The organism is Acinetobacter sp. YZS-X1-1, from assembly GCF_000804305.1.
GTDB lineage: Bacteria > Pseudomonadota > Gammaproteobacteria > Pseudomonadales > Moraxellaceae > Acinetobacter > Acinetobacter variabilis.
The window spans coordinates 224403-241658 of sequence record NZ_JWHB01000002.1 but is presented as its reverse complement, the minus strand read 5'-3'; the positions used below and the strand labels follow the sequence as shown (position 1 = coordinate 241658).

Genomic DNA, 17256 nt, shown 5'->3' with positions numbered 1-17256 from the left:
TGTAGAAATACAAGACATCGCATTGTAACGCTATTTTTTGTACATTGAACAGTGTGCAACATCGACCTCTGGCATTTCATTTCCTGTGCGAGGATTTCAGAACAACCCGAAGGGATCTATTTACGATTATTTTGATTTTTTTCTCAATGATCAAAGATGCCTAATTTTGGCATTCCCTAAAATGTTGAATATTTAGATAAACTTATTTTTATTATAGAAAAATTAATAAAAATGCAGATGTTAGCGCATTCATTTAAAGTTTTCTGAAATTGCAAAACCTGTTTTATACTAGCCCCATTCTCTTATTTTTTTATCTCCTATGCAGACTGACTCTGAAGGTACAGTGCAGGCACGCGCCATTGCACTGTTGCCGCTTATTGTATTTTTAACCATCTTTTTAGGTAGCGGGATCTATCATTCTTTGATCGGAACTGAATTTGCGTTCTATCAGATTAAAGCGCCTGTTGCCGCCCTGCCCGCGATTATCTTGGCTGCATTAGTGTATCGTGGCAAACTCAACCAGGGTATTGAAGAATTTCTTAAAGGTGCCAGCCATCCCAACCTGATTCTGATGTTCATGGTGTTTATGCTGGCCGGTGCTTTTGCCAGTGTCAGCAGTGCGATTGGCAGTGTTGATGCCACCGTACAGATGGGCCTGTCTGTTATTCCTCCAAGTTTTGTCTTACCGATGCTTTTTGTGATTTCGGCATTTATTGCGACGGCGATGGGTACCTCTATGGGCACCATTGCCGCCTGTGCACCGATTGCCTTTGGCTTTGCACAAGTAACCGGGATTCCAGTGGTTTATGCAATTGGCGCCGTGGTCGGTGGAGCAATGTTCGGTGATAACCTGTCGATGATTTCGGATACTACCATCGCTGCAACCAGCAGCCAGAAAGTTCAGTTACGTGACAAATTCAGAGTCAATGTCTGGATTGCTGTACCGGCTTCCATCGTCACGATTTTGATCTATATCTTCAATGCTGGCAGTTCCAGCCCCGTAGAATATAAGGACTTTAACTGGACTCTAGTCCTGCCTTATATTGCGGTCTTTTTACTGGCTTTTAGCCGTCTGCATGTTCTGGCGGTTTTAATCATCGGTGTCGTGTTATCGGGTTTATTCGGGCTATTTGCTACGCCAGATTTCAATATCCTCAAGCTGAACACTTCCATTTATGATGGCTTTGTCGGCATGTTTGAAGTGGCACTGTTATCCATGTTCCTGGGTGGCCTGTCTGCGATCATGCAACGTGAAGGTGGTTTACGCTGGCTGATCGAACGCATCTACGCGCTGACTCGCTTATTTAAAGTAGGCCGTCAACGTGCTGGTGAAATCGGGATCAGTTTCTTGGTGGTATTTTCCAACCTGTTTGTGGCAAATAACACTGTCGCGATTATTCTGGCTGGTGATATGGCCCGTGAAGTGGCGAAAGAATACGGGGTTGATCCAAAACGTGCTGCAGCCCTGATGGATATTTTCTCCTGTGTGGTACAAGGTCTGATTCCTTATGGCGCACAATTATTACTTGCCTGTTCAATTGCCAAACTTTCTCCAGTCGAGCTAATCGGAGGCGTGTATTATTGCTGGATTCTGGCAATATTTGCGGTGATTGCAATTGCTTTCCGGTACCCTAAATTAAAAACAGCTTAAATTAAGTCATGAGATAAAGCGGCCAATGATGGCCGTTTTTTTATGCCTGATCCTATTTTAACTGTTTTCTATATTGCAATAACGTCCTGCCTGTTGCCGCTTTATAAGCACGCGCCAAAGCCGACTGGTCAGAATAATCCAGTTGCTGGGCAATCTCGGTCAGGCTTAGGGGCTGATGCAATAAACTTTCACAGCGCTTGATCCTTTCCTGTTCCAACAGTTTTTTAAAAGATATGCCCTGTTCATTTAGCTGGCGTTGCAAAGTGCGGGTTGATACAAACAGTTGCTCGGCCAGCTGTTCAATTTTAATGGCCTGCTGTCTGCTTCTTAGATGCTCCGCGACCACTTTTTGGGCCTGAGTTAAAATACTTTCTACAGGCGGTTTGGCTGCAATCGCTTCTTCAGCCTGACGAATCAATAACTGTAATAGCATTGGATCGGCCTGTTCCGATTTCAGGTTCAGTCCCTGTATACCCAGTTCAAAGCCATAATCCTGCTGTGAAAACTGCACTTCCGCAGCATAGAATTTTTGATAGTTAATTCGAGCAATTCCTGGCGCATGGGCAAAGCGCACCCGACGCAAGAGCAAAGGATGATCCTGCAAAATAAAACGTCCCAATTGTACCATGGCTGCGATGGTCAGCTCATTCAGCAGGTTATAACGCTCATCCTGATAGATCCAATACAATTCAATACTCTGCGCATGCTGTCTTAGTTGCAATGGGACAAATTCACTCCCATCAATGACCAGTCGCTGAAAACGCATGATATAGCCGATGATCTCAGGAATACTGCTGCTTTTAGATACCATATAGCCCAGCACACCAAAATGTTCTGGCCGAATACATTGCACAATTTCAAAAATTAACTGTGGACACGCTAGCTGTTTTTGGGTTCTTAACAGGATGCTATTGAGAAAATCCAGCGGAACTTGCGCATCAAAAGGCTGATCAATCAGTCCAATGAGCTGAGGTCGTAGATCTGCAAGAAACTTTGCAGTTAAAGGTTCTATATTTAAGCTACGCAAATAGGTGGCCCATAGCTGGATATAACCATTGGAGATTTTGATGTCCTGCATGAGCGCGTCCCTGTCTCCGCTGCGAATGTATATTTTATTTTTCTCTGGCGTAAAATGTATAAAAATTGGCCATATCTGTCAAAACAATTTGTGCAATTCTGAACATACTGTCAGCATCTCCAGAAAAAGAATGAAAGCAGATGAACGCACCTTTAAAATCTTCCATACAGCCTGTGGTACGCAGCAATCTTGATTTTAAGCTGAGTGAAATTCCGCGTTACTGGTTTGGTGGCGATCCATTCCTGACCCGTATGTTTGATGCACTGAGTCTGACCTTTCCTGATGGTGAGCGTTATTTCATTCAGAGTGTGCGTCTGTTCCGCGACCAGATTAAAGATCCAGATCTGCAAAAACGGGTAGCTGATTTTATCCGTCAGGAAGCACAACATGGTATTGCCCATGACAAGATGAATAACCTGATGCGGGAACAAGGCATGCCGGTCGATCAGTTTATTCAGCGTCTGAACTACATGATGAACTATGACTTGAAGAACCGTTCGCCTGAGTACAATATTGCAGTCACTGCAGCAGCGGAACATTTGACCGCGCTCATGGCTGAAACTTTTTATGGGCAAAAAGATACTTTAAGAAATGCCCATCCTTTTGTTCGTGCCATGTTTGCCTGGCATGCGATTGAGGAAATGGAACATCGTGATGTTGCTTTTGATGTCATGAAAGATGTGGCAAAAACGCCAGAATGGCTGCGTCAATATACCCTGCTCATCACGACTTTTCTGATGTTTGGTTTTACCATTTACCGTGCCAATGTCATGCTCAAACATGATGGCTTTAGCCCGCTGCAACGCTTGCAAATGAATATCCGTGGCTTACCTTGGTTCTTTGGTAAAAAAGGCACTTTGACTCGTATAGGTAAACAGTATCGTGACTGGTTTAAAAAGGATTTCCATCCATCCCAGCACCCAGTGATTGCTCAATATGATGTTTGGGTAAAAACGCTGGCAGAAACCGGTGACCCGATTCAGGCAGGAGAAGCCTTCTGGCAAGCTGCAGAAGATTAAACCTAGAAATCAAAAAGCCTTCAAAATCGAAGGCTTTTTTAGATTTAGAAGTTGGAAAAATGAATTACCATTTGGCATAGTGCTGTTCTAAAAGTCCATATTCATTGACCAGTACAATATCTTGGCCATCCTGCCGGATAGTCCCTGATACTTTTGCCTGCCACTGGCTAAACTGGCTGCCGACCAGACGCAGATTCAGATTTTCATAACGGCGCCAGCCTGTGTGTACATTCAGGTTCAAGCAGCCATCTAATGACTGGATGTTCCAGCGTTCGTCAGATTCCTGCTGAAACAACACATCCGCCACAGGATAAATTTTGCCATTTACCCACAAACAGTTTTCATTACCAAAGCTTTCATTAACACCGGAAGCGAGATTGATCCCGATACGGTTATGATTGGCATCCCAGAAATTACAAGATAGCCAGAACCAGGCAGTTTCAGGACGCAAAAAGCCACAGGTATCATCCAGAGAGGCGAAGGTGCGCTCATTAAACTGGATGGTTTCACCCTGCTTATTTACGAAATAACCTTCACAACCCAAAGTGGTCAATTTCTGGGTATAGGTCCAGCCATTGATTCCGGTCGGACTGCACATACTCAGCGGATCTGTACCTGCACAGAAAATTCGGGCACTAAGCTTGATTTCACCATATTTGGTCACATGGATATAACGCACCCCATTGGCATGCTGGATATCAATCTGAAAGGGAGATTTGTGAAAATAACTATGATTAAATAATGGCTGTTCGTCTAGCACCGTATTGCGCGAGAAGAAATTGATCGCATTCCATTCCTGCACTTCGTTGGTACTATGGTTATAGATGTAGAAAAAACTGTGCCCAGCCCAAGCGATATCAGCAATCGCAAGGCCAATCGTATAATGTTCGTGTTGAATACTACAGAATTTAAATTTTTTATATTTTAGTTGCTTACGCCATCCCTTGAGTACATCACCATAGGGATTTTTGTACTGGTACGCATTGTAATCAATACTTTTTGGAATTTCTTTGAAACGTCCGTAACGTGGTTGTCCATTTTCCTGAATTAAATCCATTAAGACATTCCATCTCAATCAAAAACTATTTTTGCTTGAAGCTATTATGCCGATTATTGAGATTTGATAAAGAATTTTTTAAAACCGTTCGTCAGCTCTTCCGGCCAATTCTGCTTAAAATAACCATTTTAATTTTCTAAATGAGAAACTGATTTTTTGCTGTTTTATCCAAAACTTGAATAATTTTTATCCTATTTTGAACCAGATTGCTTCTTCCTCTTACTCTCTAAAAATTTTCTTATCTATAAAAATAAAAAAATCGTGCTGAATGGCTTCAACACGATTTTTCTTAATCCACCCTGCCCTCCTTTTAGAAAGAAGGGTTTTCTCCCTCTTTGAAAAAGAGGGGCTGGGGGAGATTTTACATCTCAACCATTTCCACGCCATCAATACGGGCAACGGTCATCAAGTCTTTATCACCACGGCCTGAAACAGTCGCAATAATGATTTGATCCTTGTCCATGGTTGGTGCAAGTTTAGTGACATAAGCCATCGCATGTGAACTTTCAAGCGCAGGAATAATCCCTTCGATCTTGGTTAGATCACGGAAACCTTGTAACGCTTCCTGATCATTAATCGGCACGTAGTTCACGCGTTCCATATCTTTCAGGAAGCTGTGTTCCGGACCTACACCCGGATAATCCAGACCAGCAGAAATTGAATGCGTTTCAATGATCTGACCTTCTTTATCAGACATCAGATACGTACGGTTACCATGCAGTACACCGACGTGACCCGCATTCAGTGGTGCAGAGTGCTTGCCAGTTTCGATCCCTAAACCTGCGGCTTCAACACCATACATTTTCACATCCTGATCGTTCAGGAATGGATAGAACAAGCCCATTGCATTTGAACCACCACCGACACAAGCAACCAATGCATCTGGAAGGCGACCTGCCTGTTCCTGAATCTGACGGCGTGCTTCACGGCCAATAATGGACTGGAAGTCACGAACCAATTGTGGATATGGGTGCGGACCTGCCACCGTACCAATCACATAATAAGTTGAGTCAACGTTGGTAACCCAGTCACGCATCGCTTCGTTCATGGCATCTTTTAATGTTTTAGAGCCACTTTCTACAGGGACAACTGTTGCACCTAGCAAACGCATACGGTAAACGTTCATCGCCTGACGTTTCACGTCTTCAGCACCCATGAACACCACACATTCAAGACCTAAACGCGCTGCGATGGTTGCAGTTGCTACTCCATGCTGACCGGCACCTGTTTCCGCAATAATGCGTTTTTTGCCTGAAAGCTTAGCCAGTAAAGCCTGACCAATCGTGTTGTTTACTTTATGCGAGCCGGTATGGTTCAGATCTTCACGCTTTAAGTAAATTTGCGCACCACCCAACTCTTTTGACCATCGCTCAGCATGATATAAAGGACTAGGACGACCTACGTAGTAGGCTAGATCACGGTCGAATTCTGCCAGAAACTGTTCATCATCTTTCATGCGGAAATAAAGCTTTTCCAGATCTTGTAAAGCCGCCATCAGAGTTTCTGACACAAAACGCCCGCCATGGATACCGAAATGTCCACGCTCATCCGGGAATTGGGTATAGTCAATCACGGGCTTGTTGTGATTAGTACTTTGCTGATCCACGATGGACTCCTTGCATAAAGCGTTCTATGAGTTGTTGGTCTTTTATACCTTTTGCGGATTCGACACCACCACTAACATCAACAGCATAAGCCTGTGTGGTGTGAATTGCCTCCTCGATATTGTGCGGGTTTAAGCCCCCAGCCAGGATCAAGGGAATATCTAATTGAGGAAAAGTGCTCCAGTCAAAGCTGTGTCCGGTGCCACCTTTTAAATCAGGATGCCAAGCGTCTAACAGTACTGCGCTGGCTCCTGCTGCCTGATAACGTTGAATTTCAGCGACTACGTCCAGATCAGGTTTGACCTGAATCGCTTTGTACCAGCGACGTCCAACTTGCTGGGCAATGGCCTGACATTGTTCAGGGCTTTCATCACCATGAAACTGTAGAATATCCAGCGGAACAGTTTTTAAAATATCCTGGATTTCATATGCCGTACTATTAACAAATAAGCCAACCACTTGAATATAAGCTGGCACTGCTTTGACCAGCGCTTCAGCCTGTGCCTGAGTCACGCTACGTGGACTCGGTGGATAGAACACGAATCCAATGGCATCACAGCCGGCATCAGCAACAGCCTGGACGTCTTCAACTCGGGTAATTCCACAGATTTTGGCACGGGTTCGCATATAATGTTGGCTCTGATTTACCAAGATATCAAGTAATCTATAAGATTGGGGTGAATCATTGTAATGCAAATCATCGATCTTGCGTAAAGTTCATACGGATTATTCTTGTTCTTGATTGTTTAAATCCTAAGCAAACTTTATACTTGCCACAATTTGCAACGAGTCAAGGCCTTAAGGCTTTAGGGAAGTTGGTGCAAATCCAACACTGCCCCCGCAACGGTAAAAAATGAAAAGCTTGTCTTTATAAATCTTCAGGATTTACACCACTGCATCAATATGTGGGAAGGTGGATAAATAAGTATGAGTTTCAATACTACATTTAAGTCCGGATACCTGCTTGTTGTGTTCTTTAACTCAATCATTCACGGGGAGTGAATGTATGGAGCACATCTTATGTCTATTCCATTTCAGCCTGCTGCCTTAGCAGGTTCTATCGCGTTTGCTTTGGGTTTTTCCTCATCAGTTCATGCTGCCGAGCAAAAAGTTGCACAAGCAGCTTTAGATACCATTGTGGTGACCGCTACCCGATCTGAAGAAAAAATTGAAAATGTGCCAGCGCGAATTTCAGTGATTGAACCTGCGACTCTTGAGCAATCCCCTATTGCCTCATTACCAAATTTATTGAAAAAAGAGGCTGCTTTAAACGTTGCTCAGCTAGGCGGTTATGGACAACAATCCTCTATTTTTATGCGAGGTACAAGTTCTTCACATACACTCGTTCTGCGTGATGGCATGCGATTGAATACCGCTTTAAGCAGTTCAGCCTCCTTACCTTTTATTGATACGACTGACATCAAGCAAATTGAAATTCTGAAGGGTCCAGCATCAGTTTTATATGGTACAGATGCCATTGGCGGCGTCATTCATATGATTTCTAAAACACCTGAGCAATCAGGTGCGTTTATTACAGGTGAAATTGGCGAGAATAAAACTTACAAATCACTCGTAGGTGCCGATTTAGCGGAAGATGGTTTTTATGCCCAAATCCGTGGTCAACGCCTGGAAACTGACGGAAAATCTGTTCTAGATGATGAAGATGAAAATTATCCCTTTGATCAAAAAGGTTTCAGCACAAAATTTGGCGTCAACAAAGACCAATATGGTTTATCTCTTGATTACAGCCAAAATAAAGGCACAAGTGATTACAATGCAGGTAGCCTGACTTCACAAGATTTTGAAAATGAAATGGTTAACCTGAGAGGACGAATTAACCTAGGTTCACAATTAGAACTCAATGCCCGCTTATCGCAGTTTGACGATCAATTAGATCAAAATGCTGCGAATTATCTAGGTCAGGTCGATTATTCATATAGTACCACTCAAGAAGCAGAATTGTATGCCAAACTCAATTTAAATGATCAGCATCATATTTTACTAGGGACAACGCATAGCAACCTTGATGGTGATGTTCTTTCTTATGGAGTTGCCTATAAAGGCGATGTTTCCTCTCAAGGATATTACACACAGCATCAATATCAATCAGATAAACTCAATACTCAACTCGGTATCCGTGTTGAAGATAACGAGAAATATGGCTCTCATACTGTAGGGCAAGCTGCTGCACGTTATGCAATATCACCTCAACTCAGCGTCTATACGAATATTGGTTCAGCTTTTCGTTCACCAAACTTAAATGAGCTGTACAGTGGTGAATCTGCAAATCCAAATTTAAAAGCCGAAGAAAGTCTGTCTTATGAAATTGGCTTCGACCAGGCCCTCACTCAAAACTCATCTATTTCATTTTCCGTGTATCAAAACGAAGTGGATAACATGATCCAAAAAGTTGATGGCAAGTTAAATAACATCAGCGAAGCAACGCTTCGTGGTGGCGAGCTGGCATGGAACTGGAAACAAGACGATTGGTTCATTGATACTGCTTTTGCGTATGTACAAGCTAAAGATAGCAAAACGGATATTGAGTTGGCTAAACGACCACGTCAAACCCTCACTCTGACCACAGGCTTGGAAAATGAAATTTATGGGATGAGTGCTTCTCTTATTGCCCGTTCCAAGTCAAAAAGTTGGAGTGATTCAGACCATAATCCAGGCTATGCGACCGTCGATTTAAATGCTTACTGGAATATCAATCCACATGTCAAAGTATTTACCAACATAGAAAATGTCGGTGATGTTCGTCATAAGATCGAATACAACTGGAATAATTATTATGTTGATGAAGGCCGACTCGCTTCTGCCGGTGTGACTTTTAAATACTAAGCTCTAAACAGCAAAAAAACTTTAAAACAGCGCAGTTTATGGATAATGTTATGACCGACATTATCCTTTTTTATTATCTTCATTAAAAATTCAAGGAACACATATGGGCCACCGTTTAAGTAAAATCTACACGCGTACAGGCGATTCGGGTACTACAGGGCTTGGTGATGGCTCACGCGTTGCCAAAGATGACTTGCGTATTACCGCGCTGGGTGATGTCGATGAACTGAATGCCGTGATTGGCGTATTACGTGCACAAATTTCAGCAAGTAACATTGAAGATCAAGCCGCTTGGGATAAATCTTTAAGCCTGATCCAGCACTGGCTATTCGATTTAGGCGGTGAAGTCTGTATCCCCAATTACCACCTCGTACAACCGCTTGCAATTGAGTACCTAGAACAAGACATTGACCGTATGAATGAAAGCCTGCCAATGCTCAAAGAATTTATTTTACCTGCAGGTACATTGGCATGCAGTTATGCACATCAAGCTCGTGCCGTATGCCGTCGTGCAGAACGCAGCTTAATGACCGTACACAACCGTGATCAAAATATTCAGGCACCGTCTTTGCAATTACTGAACCGACTGTCTGACTGGTTATTTGTGGCATCTCGCAGCTTGCAACGTACTGAAGGCGGTTCTGAGGTGTTATGGCAAAAAAATATCAACGAGACCATTGATCAATAAATCCACTAAAATGTATTAAATTGCACGGAAAATTCTGCGCCAACGGTATTTGCAACAAAGTGTTTCAGGTGCAGAATATTGCAATACTCCTGTCACAACTCTTCATCATTATGTTTTCATCTTCACTTTTTCAGGTTATCGCAGCATGCGCATAATCGGACATCGCGGTGCGCGTGGGGAAGCGCCTGAAAATACACTAGGCGGTTTTCAATATATTCAGGATATCGGGATTCGCGCAGTCGAATTTGACGTACGCCAGCTTAAAGATAATGCCCTGATCATCATGCATGATGATAACTTTGTACGCACTACCGGTTTGCAAAAACCCCTCTACGAATGTAGCCGTCAGGATCTCAGTCAATATAACCACGCAGTGAAATGGTCAGAATGGAACAAGGTCGAAGCCACTCCCATGCTGGATCAAACCCTAACCGTGATTCATAACTTTGATCATATTGAAGTTGAAGTCAAAAGTGTAGCGAGCCAGGCAGATGCTGAAAAAATTACGCTTGAGCTTGAACAGCAGTTACAGGGTTATGAGCATTCAGTCGTGATTACCAGTTTTGATCCAAAAATTCATCAGGCTTTGCAACAGCAAAATTCCAGTTTAAAACGCGGCCTTCTAATTGAAACAGATGTGAAATATCAGGCGATTGATCAAGCTTTAGAACTTGGCTGTTGTCAGATTGGCTGGATGAATGAACTGGCTAGCAAAGATATTATTCAAGCCACACAAGCTGCCGAACTCACCATCAGCGTCTGGACCGTAAATGATGTTAATCGTGCCAGAGAATTACGCGACTGGGGTATTCAGGGTCTCATTACCGATTATCCGAAGTTAATGATGCAACATCTTTAAATAACCCAAAATGCAAGATTCTATACATAGATCATTTTTCTTTAAACCTTGAAAAACCATTTAAAGAAAAATCCATGACTGTAATCTTGTTTAACTTTAAATGACGGGATTGTTTACAAATTTATTTCCCTGCAATCTAGTAGAAAAAATGAACATTCATTTGACTCATTTTCAGAAAATAAATTTGATTAAAAGCTTCAAAAACCTCAGTGATTTACTCGGAAATCAGAGCCTGTCTAGCCCGCGAAAATGGTAGTTTCCCTCCTACTTATTCTGTTACCGATAAGTACATTACAACCGTACAATAATGCTAGTGATGCCCTAGGGGGCATGCTAATATGAGTGAATTAACCGCTGTTAAAATAAACAATAGCGGCCTCTGCTTTTTGTTATACCTTCCCAGGTTCCAGGAGTGCTGTTGGAGATGAATGCTCCCCTACCTCAAGCCCCAATTAACTGGGTCGCTGTGTTTGCTCTGGTAGTTTTACCCATTGTAGCTGTTATCGCGATTCCGTTATATGCGTATCACCATGATTTTAGCCTTGCCGCTTGGATCAGTATGTTTGTTTTGCTCGGCGTTAGCAGCCTGGGGATTACAGCGGGCTATCATCGTCTTTGGGCACATCGTGCTTATGAAGCAACTTTACCTTTAAAAATCATTTTAATGATCATGGGTACCTTTGCGGTGCAGAACAGTATTCTGTACTGGGGTTCAGGTCACCGTACCCATCACCGTCATGTCGATGACGTGGAAAAAGACCCATATTCAATTAATAACGGCTTCTGGTATGCACACCTGGGCTGGATGCTGCGTGACTATCCTGCTGCAGAGCCAAACTATAAGAATGCACCAGACCTGCAAAACGACAAAGTCGTTATGTTCCAGCACAAATACTATGTGCCTCTAGTAATTGCAGTACATGCTGCAATCCTGTTGCCAATCGGCTGGGCTGTAGGCGATGTCTGGGGTGTATTGTTATTGGGTGGTCTGGTTCGTTTAATCCTGAGCCATCACGTGACCTTCTTCATCAACTCACTCTGCCATATGTGGGGTTCACGTCCTTATACGGATGAAAACACTGCACGTGACAACTTCTGGTTAGCGATTGCAACTTGGGGTGAGGGTTATCATAACTATCATCACATTTTCCAGTACGATTACCGTAATGGCGTGAAATGGTGGCAATATGACCCAACCAAATGGTTAATCTGGACTTGTTCTAAACTGTGCCTTGCGAAAAATTTACGCCGTATTCCAAGCTTTAATATTAAAAAAGCTGAACTGGCAATGAAGTTTAAATATGCCGAGCAGGATCTGGCGGTATATGGTCATAATGTCAATGAAGACATTATCAATGTGAAAAGTAAGATTGCTCAAGAATATGAAGCCTTTACTCAGACATTGAATGACTGGGCCAAACTTAAAGAACAGGAAATTCAGGTGAAAAAGGCTGCTGTGGCAGAAAAGATTCACCAGATGGATGACAAGCTTAAAGTTGAATTCCAACTGGTTGAACAGCGTCTTTCTCATCATCGTGAAACACTGAATCTGTTAGTGCGTAATTTGAAAAAAGCGCCTGTCTCTTAATAAGACTTGAATTCTCAAAAAAGCTCCTGAAATCAGGGGCTTTTTTTTATTTCTGCCTGTCTTATCTATACTTCCCTTTTACAACAGTTTTAAACAGAGATCTTTGTTATATTGCTTTTATTGCCTAAATATTTTGACTGCTATGTATTTTAATTCTCGATATCAGACTCTCCCTCCTCGCCTTTACCATCATCAGCCTCCGCTACCTTTAAAAGGTGCTAAAGCGGGACATTTTAATGCTGCGCTTGCTGATCATTTGCAATGGTCTGAGGAAGATAAAGCACAATGGGTCGAAATCTGTAGTGGTCAAAAAACCTTTGCCGAATTTGAACCTTTGGCCATGGTGTATGCCGGCCATCAGTTTGGTCAATGGGCAGGTCAATTGGGTGATGGACGCGGTTTATTAATCGCTCAGATTCTGGATAAAGATCATCAGACCATTGACCTGCATTTAAAAGGTGCTGGTGCAACGCCTTATTCACGTATGGGAGATGGTCGTGCAGTCTTACGCTCGGTAATTCGGGAATATCTGGCCGGACACGCCTTAAATGCGCTAGGTGTAGAATCTAGTAATGCGGTTGGCTTTACCTCTTCCGCTCAAGGCGTACAGCGTGAAAAACTGGAACCGGGTGCAATGCTATTACGTACGTCTGACTGTCATATCCGTTTAGGACATTTTGAATGGATCAATCAGTATCAGCCAGACTTGCTGCCTGTATTCACACAAAAATGTATGGAATGGCATTACCCGCAATGTCTACAAGCAGAACAGCCTATTCTGGCATTTGCTACTCAAGTCATTCAGCGTACTGCAGTCATGATCGCCAAATGGCAACTGGTTGGATTTGCGCATGGTGTCATGAACACCGACAACCTGAATATTACTGGTTCAACGCTAGACTTTGGCCCTTATGGCTTTATGGAGCGGTTCCGTCCCAACTGGATTAATAACCACTCGGATTATCAAGGTCGTTATACTTATCAGCAGCAACCAAGCATCGGCCACTGGAACTTGTGGATGTGGCTGAATAACCTGATTCCATTATGTCCTGAAAACTATGATGAAGAACAATGGAAACAGGATCTGGCCCAATGTCTGGAACATTATGAACCGACCTTCCTGGAACATTATAAGCATGGCCTAAACCAGAAAATGGGCTTACCGAGTTTTCACAAAGACAGTTTTGACTGCGCCATGGCTTTTCTCAGAATCTTGCAAAGTGAGCAACTCGACTATACGCAAAACTTTATTCGCCTGCAGAATCATGAATATGAAGCAATCAAGGATGAGTGTTTGGATCGCCGTCAGTTTGAAGCATTCCTGACTCAATATGAAGCGATCCGTGACCATCAGGATATTGAAGAATTAGATGCCGCCATGCAGCTCGTCAATCCACACTATATCCTGCGCAATCACATGGCACAGAAAGCAATTGAACTGGCTGAGCGGGATGACTTTTCCGAAGTCGATCGCCTGTTTAAATTATTGAGTCAGCCTTATTTAAAACAGCGAAATCTGGAAAATTCTGAAGATTTAGGGCCATTGCCGAGTGATGTGCCTGAAGTCATGGTGAGTTGTTCATCTTAATTTATTCACAAGACGACCAAAAACTGGGGATAATTTAAGCATTATCCACAGTTTTATTTTGATTTATTCGTAACTTATGACCTTACATCAAATCTCAGCACAGATAGCGCTAAGTTTACCTGAAGTCACTGTGACTCAGTCTTTCGGTGAAGGTTGTGATGTATTCAAGGTGCTAGATAAAGTCTTTATGCTTCAGTTCTATCTTCAAGGCAAAGCTGTCATTAATTTAAAAGTAGTGCCTGATCATGGTGCTATGCTGAGAGATATTTATTCTTATATCCATGCTGGCTGGCATATGAATAAACGGCACTGGATCTCGGTGTATGAAGATAATCAACTGGATGAATCTCTGGTTGAGGACCTAGTACAGAATTCTTATGAATTAGTAATATCGAAATTAAAGAAAGTAGAAAAAGTACGAATTAAATTATTACGAACATTAGAAAAATAAGTGCAGATACCACCGATCACTAAGATCAAACCAATAACATTAAGGACAAAGCGTTTAATTCTCCGCTCCTACCACTGTGGTGATGAAATCAATTTATTTCATAACTATTTCAGCGATCTAGCAGCTTCAAAATATTTGCAAAGACATCCACATCAGAACGAAATTTAAACTCGACAAACTTTAGAAAACTGGGCAAGGCAAAAGTGGGAAAACTCAGACCCTGAGTTTATGTGGATTATTACCGATCATTTAACTCAGCAACCCATAGGTATTTTGATCTTTATACAAAGGCATGACATCGGAGAAATTCACTTCGGGCTTGGAACTCCTTATCAGGGACAAAGTTTTATGTGTGAAGCGATGACTTCGGTAATCCAATTTCTAAAACAAAGCCAAAAACTGACGAAAATTGAAACCTTTTGCGCTACTGAACATTTAGCGTCAAGACAAGTATTAGAAAAAACAGGTTTTCATAAACAGCCACTGCTTCATGCTTGGACCATCTTACCTTTATTGGGAAATGACCTTAAAGACTGTATTCAGTATATTCTGCCACTAAGATCAAAATAAACCTTAACTCATCTAAAAGCTTTAGATATTGCGACAATATGAAAAAAGCCCAATCACTTCTGGTCGGGCTTCTTCTGATTGGAGATTTTAAGCTTAAGCATTCCTTTTATTCAGAAACTTAAACACGCCAAACAACACCGCAATCCACACCGGCAACATCAACACTGACAACATAAAGCCTTGCGTCCACATGATGTATAAAATCATCAGCATAAAAGCTAAAACAAAATAGTTACTAAACGGCGCAAAGATCGCTGGGAATCTGGTTTGAATCCCCTTTCGTTTGATGGTTTGTCTAAATTTCAAATGAATCAAACTGATCATCATCCAGTTCAATACCGCAGCTGCTACTACAATATAAATCAGGTAACTCAAAGCTTTTTCAGGCACAAAGTAATTCAGGATCACACAGCCAAAGATCAAAAATGCTGAGAACAATACCGCAGCCACAGGCACACCATGTTTATTTACGCTCTTAAATAATCGTGGTGCATTCCCTTGTTGAGCCAGCCCCATCAACATACGGCTATTGGCATACATGCCACTATTACAGACTGAAAGTGAGGCAGTTAAAATAATAAAATTCAGTAAATGTGCAGCCCATTCAATCCCCATCTGGCTGAAAATCATTACAAATGGACTATGATCTAAATCGCCTAAATTCAGCTGATTCCATGGTACGAGTGAAAGTAATACGGCAAGCGAGCAAATATAAAATAAAAATACCCGAATCACAGTTTGATTCACGGCACGTGGAATGTTCTTGTCAGGATTTTCGGTTTCTGCCGCTGCCATACTAATCAGCTCAATGCCGCCAAAAGCAAACATCATAAAGGCGAGCATATAAAACAGCCCATCAAAGCCATTCGGAAAAAATCCACCATGAATCCATAAATTGCTGATCGAAGCGGTTGAAGTTGCATCGGCAGTGAGGAGTAAATATATGCCAAAGATAATCATTGCAATGATAGCAAAGACTTTAATCATCGATAGCCAGAATTCAGACTCACCATAAATTTTGACATTGGCCAGATTGGCAAGGGTTACCGCCAAAAAGAAAATGAGTACAGATACCCAGGCTGGAATATGTGGCCACCAGTAATTGATATATTTACCAATGGCGGTCAGCTCTGTCATTGCGACCAGAATATATAAAATCCAGTAATTCCAGCCGGTTAAAAAGCCTGGAAATTTACCCCAGTATTTAAATGCAAAATAACTGAATGAACCAGTCACAGGCTCATGCACAATCATCTCGCCTAACTGGCGCATAATCAGGAATGCAATCAAACCGCCAATCAAATAGCCCAGAATAATGGAAGGTCCTGCGGACTGAATAATCTGTGCGGACCCCAAGAATAATCCGGTTCCAATGGCCCCGCCCATAGCGATCAGCTGGATATGACGATTCTTCAAACGACGCTGTAGTTGCGGTGTTTCACTCTCCAAGACACGCTCTCATGATGAATAAAAAACCGAAATTGTAGCGGGTATCCAACTAATCAACCAATACATAAATTTAAGTTATTAATTATTAAACTTTTATTTTTTCGTATCTACTAAGATGAAAAGAAATATAAATAATCGATTTCATAATAGATGCTAGTTAAAAGCTATTTTATATTTTAAAACTCCATACCTTCATAAATAGAAATGGCTCTTTTTTGATGAATTATTGCGTTGCATTAAACGCCTCATGGTAGACCACTTCTCCATGTGGAATAGATCCATTAAATGCAATGACTTGAAAATATTCTGGTGGAACATCCTTGAGGTAAAGTTCTGAAAAAGCCTTAAACCCGAAACGACCATAATATTGAGGATCACCGAGCACTACACATCCTTCAGCACCCAAATTTTGCAAGCGATCTAAAACTGCCTGCATAAGTAGAGCTCCAATTCCCTGTCCTTGCTTTGCAGGTAATACCGAAATTGGGCCAAGACCGTACCAGCCAGTTTCACCTGAAGAGATACTAACAGGTGAAATAGCCACATGGCCTACCAGCTGATTATTTTCAAGTGCAACTAGAGAAATCGTTAACTGCCCATGCTTACGTAAAGCATTGACAATAAATTGTTCAGTATGACTTGAATGGTCAGCATTTTGAAAAGCCGCTCGGGTCAATTCAGCAATGGCTGGAATATCTTCTAGCTGTTCATCCCGAATGATGATTTTCATTATTTTGGCTCTCTTATATTGATCATTTTCAGAAACAAAAAAAAGCGAACAAACCAAGAAGTCTATCCGCTTTTCTCTAA

General features: G+C 42.1%; 14 protein-coding genes, 1 pseudogene and 1 riboswitch. Of the genes and pseudogenes, 9 read left to right on the top strand and 6 right to left on the bottom strand.

Annotated features, from left to right (window positions below; translation table 11 throughout):
- Positions 1 to 319: 319 nt before the first annotated feature.
- Complete coding sequence (locus tag RJ01_RS02410) at positions 320 to 1651, top strand: Na+/H+ antiporter NhaC family protein (protein ID WP_034169941.1); 1332 nt, start codon at positions 320 to 322, stop codon at positions 1649 to 1651.
- A gap of 52 nt (positions 1652 to 1703) precedes the next feature.
- Here RJ01_RS02410 and RJ01_RS02405 read toward each other — a convergent pair whose 3' ends face one another.
- Positions 1704 to 2729, bottom strand: coding sequence for an AraC family transcriptional regulator (locus RJ01_RS02405; RefSeq protein ID WP_034169940.1), 1026 nt, complete (start codon positions 2727 to 2729; stop codon positions 1704 to 1706).
- Between the two features lie 140 nt (positions 2730 to 2869).
- Between RJ01_RS02405 and RJ01_RS02400 the strand changes: the two genes are divergently transcribed.
- Positions 2870 to 3748 carry a metal-dependent hydrolase gene (locus RJ01_RS02400; protein WP_034169939.1) on the top strand — a complete coding sequence of 293 codons (879 nt, stop codon included), beginning with the start codon at positions 2870 to 2872 and terminating at the stop codon, positions 3746 to 3748.
- 64 nt (positions 3749 to 3812) lie between these two features.
- On the opposite strand, the gene RJ01_RS02395 is transcribed toward RJ01_RS02400, so the two are convergent.
- The 3 genes from RJ01_RS02395 to RJ01_RS02385 all read right to left on the bottom strand — a co-directional run bounded on the left by RJ01_RS02395 (position 3813) and on the right by RJ01_RS02385 (position 7036).
- Positions 3813 to 4805 carry a DUF2804 domain-containing protein gene (locus tag RJ01_RS02395; RefSeq protein WP_005232041.1) on the bottom strand — a complete coding sequence of 331 codons (993 nt, stop codon included), beginning with the start codon at positions 4803 to 4805 and terminating at the stop codon, positions 3813 to 3815.
- A 361-nt stretch (positions 4806 to 5166) separates the two neighbouring features.
- On the bottom strand, positions 5167 to 6411 hold the full coding sequence (gene trpB, locus RJ01_RS02390; RefSeq protein WP_004782182.1) for a tryptophan synthase subunit beta: 1245 nt from the start codon (positions 6409 to 6411) through the stop codon (positions 5167 to 5169).
- Complete coding sequence (locus tag RJ01_RS02385) at positions 6392 to 7036, bottom strand: phosphoribosylanthranilate isomerase (protein WP_034169938.1); 645 nt, start codon at positions 7034 to 7036, stop codon at positions 6392 to 6394. Before RJ01_RS02385 ends, trpB begins: the two co-directional genes overlap by 20 nt.
- A gap of 143 nt (positions 7037 to 7179) precedes the next feature.
- Positions 7180 to 7392, top strand: a riboswitch (cobalamin riboswitch).
- A gap of 37 nt (positions 7393 to 7429) precedes the next feature.
- Here RJ01_RS02385 and RJ01_RS02380 point away from each other — a divergent pair.
- The 7 genes and pseudogenes from RJ01_RS02380 to RJ01_RS15585 all read left to right on the top strand — a co-directional run.
- Positions 7430 to 9253 carry a TonB-dependent siderophore receptor gene (locus tag RJ01_RS02380; RefSeq protein WP_034169937.1) on the top strand — a complete coding sequence of 608 codons (1824 nt, stop codon included), beginning with the start codon at positions 7430 to 7432 and terminating at the stop codon, positions 9251 to 9253.
- A 103-nt stretch (positions 9254 to 9356) separates the two neighbouring features.
- Positions 9357 to 9941, top strand: a complete 585-nt coding sequence (locus RJ01_RS02375) for a cob(I)yrinic acid a,c-diamide adenosyltransferase (RefSeq protein ID WP_034169936.1) — start codon at positions 9357 to 9359, stop codon at positions 9939 to 9941.
- Between the two features lie 145 nt (positions 9942 to 10086).
- Entirely contained in the window at positions 10087 to 10800 is a 714-nt protein-coding gene (locus tag RJ01_RS02370; RefSeq protein WP_034169935.1) for a glycerophosphodiester phosphodiesterase, read from the top strand.
- Positions 10801 to 11224: 424 nt separating this feature from the next.
- On the top strand, positions 11225 to 12388 hold the full coding sequence (locus tag RJ01_RS02365) for an acyl-CoA desaturase (RefSeq protein WP_034169934.1): 1164 nt from the start codon (positions 11225 to 11227) through the stop codon (positions 12386 to 12388).
- Between the two features lie 142 nt (positions 12389 to 12530).
- Complete coding sequence (locus tag RJ01_RS02360; protein ID WP_034169933.1) at positions 12531 to 13976, top strand: YdiU family protein; 1446 nt, start codon at positions 12531 to 12533, stop codon at positions 13974 to 13976.
- Positions 13977 to 14052: 76 nt separating this feature from the next.
- Positions 14053 to 14427, top strand: a complete 375-nt coding sequence (locus RJ01_RS02355) for an MmcQ/YjbR family DNA-binding protein (RefSeq protein ID WP_034169932.1) — start codon at positions 14053 to 14055, stop codon at positions 14425 to 14427.
- 183 nt (positions 14428 to 14610) lie between these two features.
- Positions 14611 to 14997: pseudogene (locus tag RJ01_RS15585) on the top strand (GNAT family N-acetyltransferase); the annotation flags it as partial.
- 93 nt (positions 14998 to 15090) lie between these two features.
- Here the strand turns inward: RJ01_RS15585 and RJ01_RS02345 are convergent.
- Together RJ01_RS02345 and RJ01_RS02340 are read right to left on the bottom strand one after the other, a co-directional pair.
- A complete protein-coding gene (locus RJ01_RS02345) occupies positions 15091 to 16446 on the bottom strand; it encodes an amino acid permease (protein WP_034169931.1) in 1356 nt (451 codons plus the stop codon).
- A gap of 223 nt (positions 16447 to 16669) precedes the next feature.
- On the bottom strand, positions 16670 to 17176 hold the full coding sequence (locus tag RJ01_RS02340) for a GNAT family N-acetyltransferase (RefSeq protein ID WP_034169930.1): 507 nt from the start codon (positions 17174 to 17176) through the stop codon (positions 16670 to 16672).
- Between the last annotated feature and the right edge of the window lie 80 nt (positions 17177 to 17256).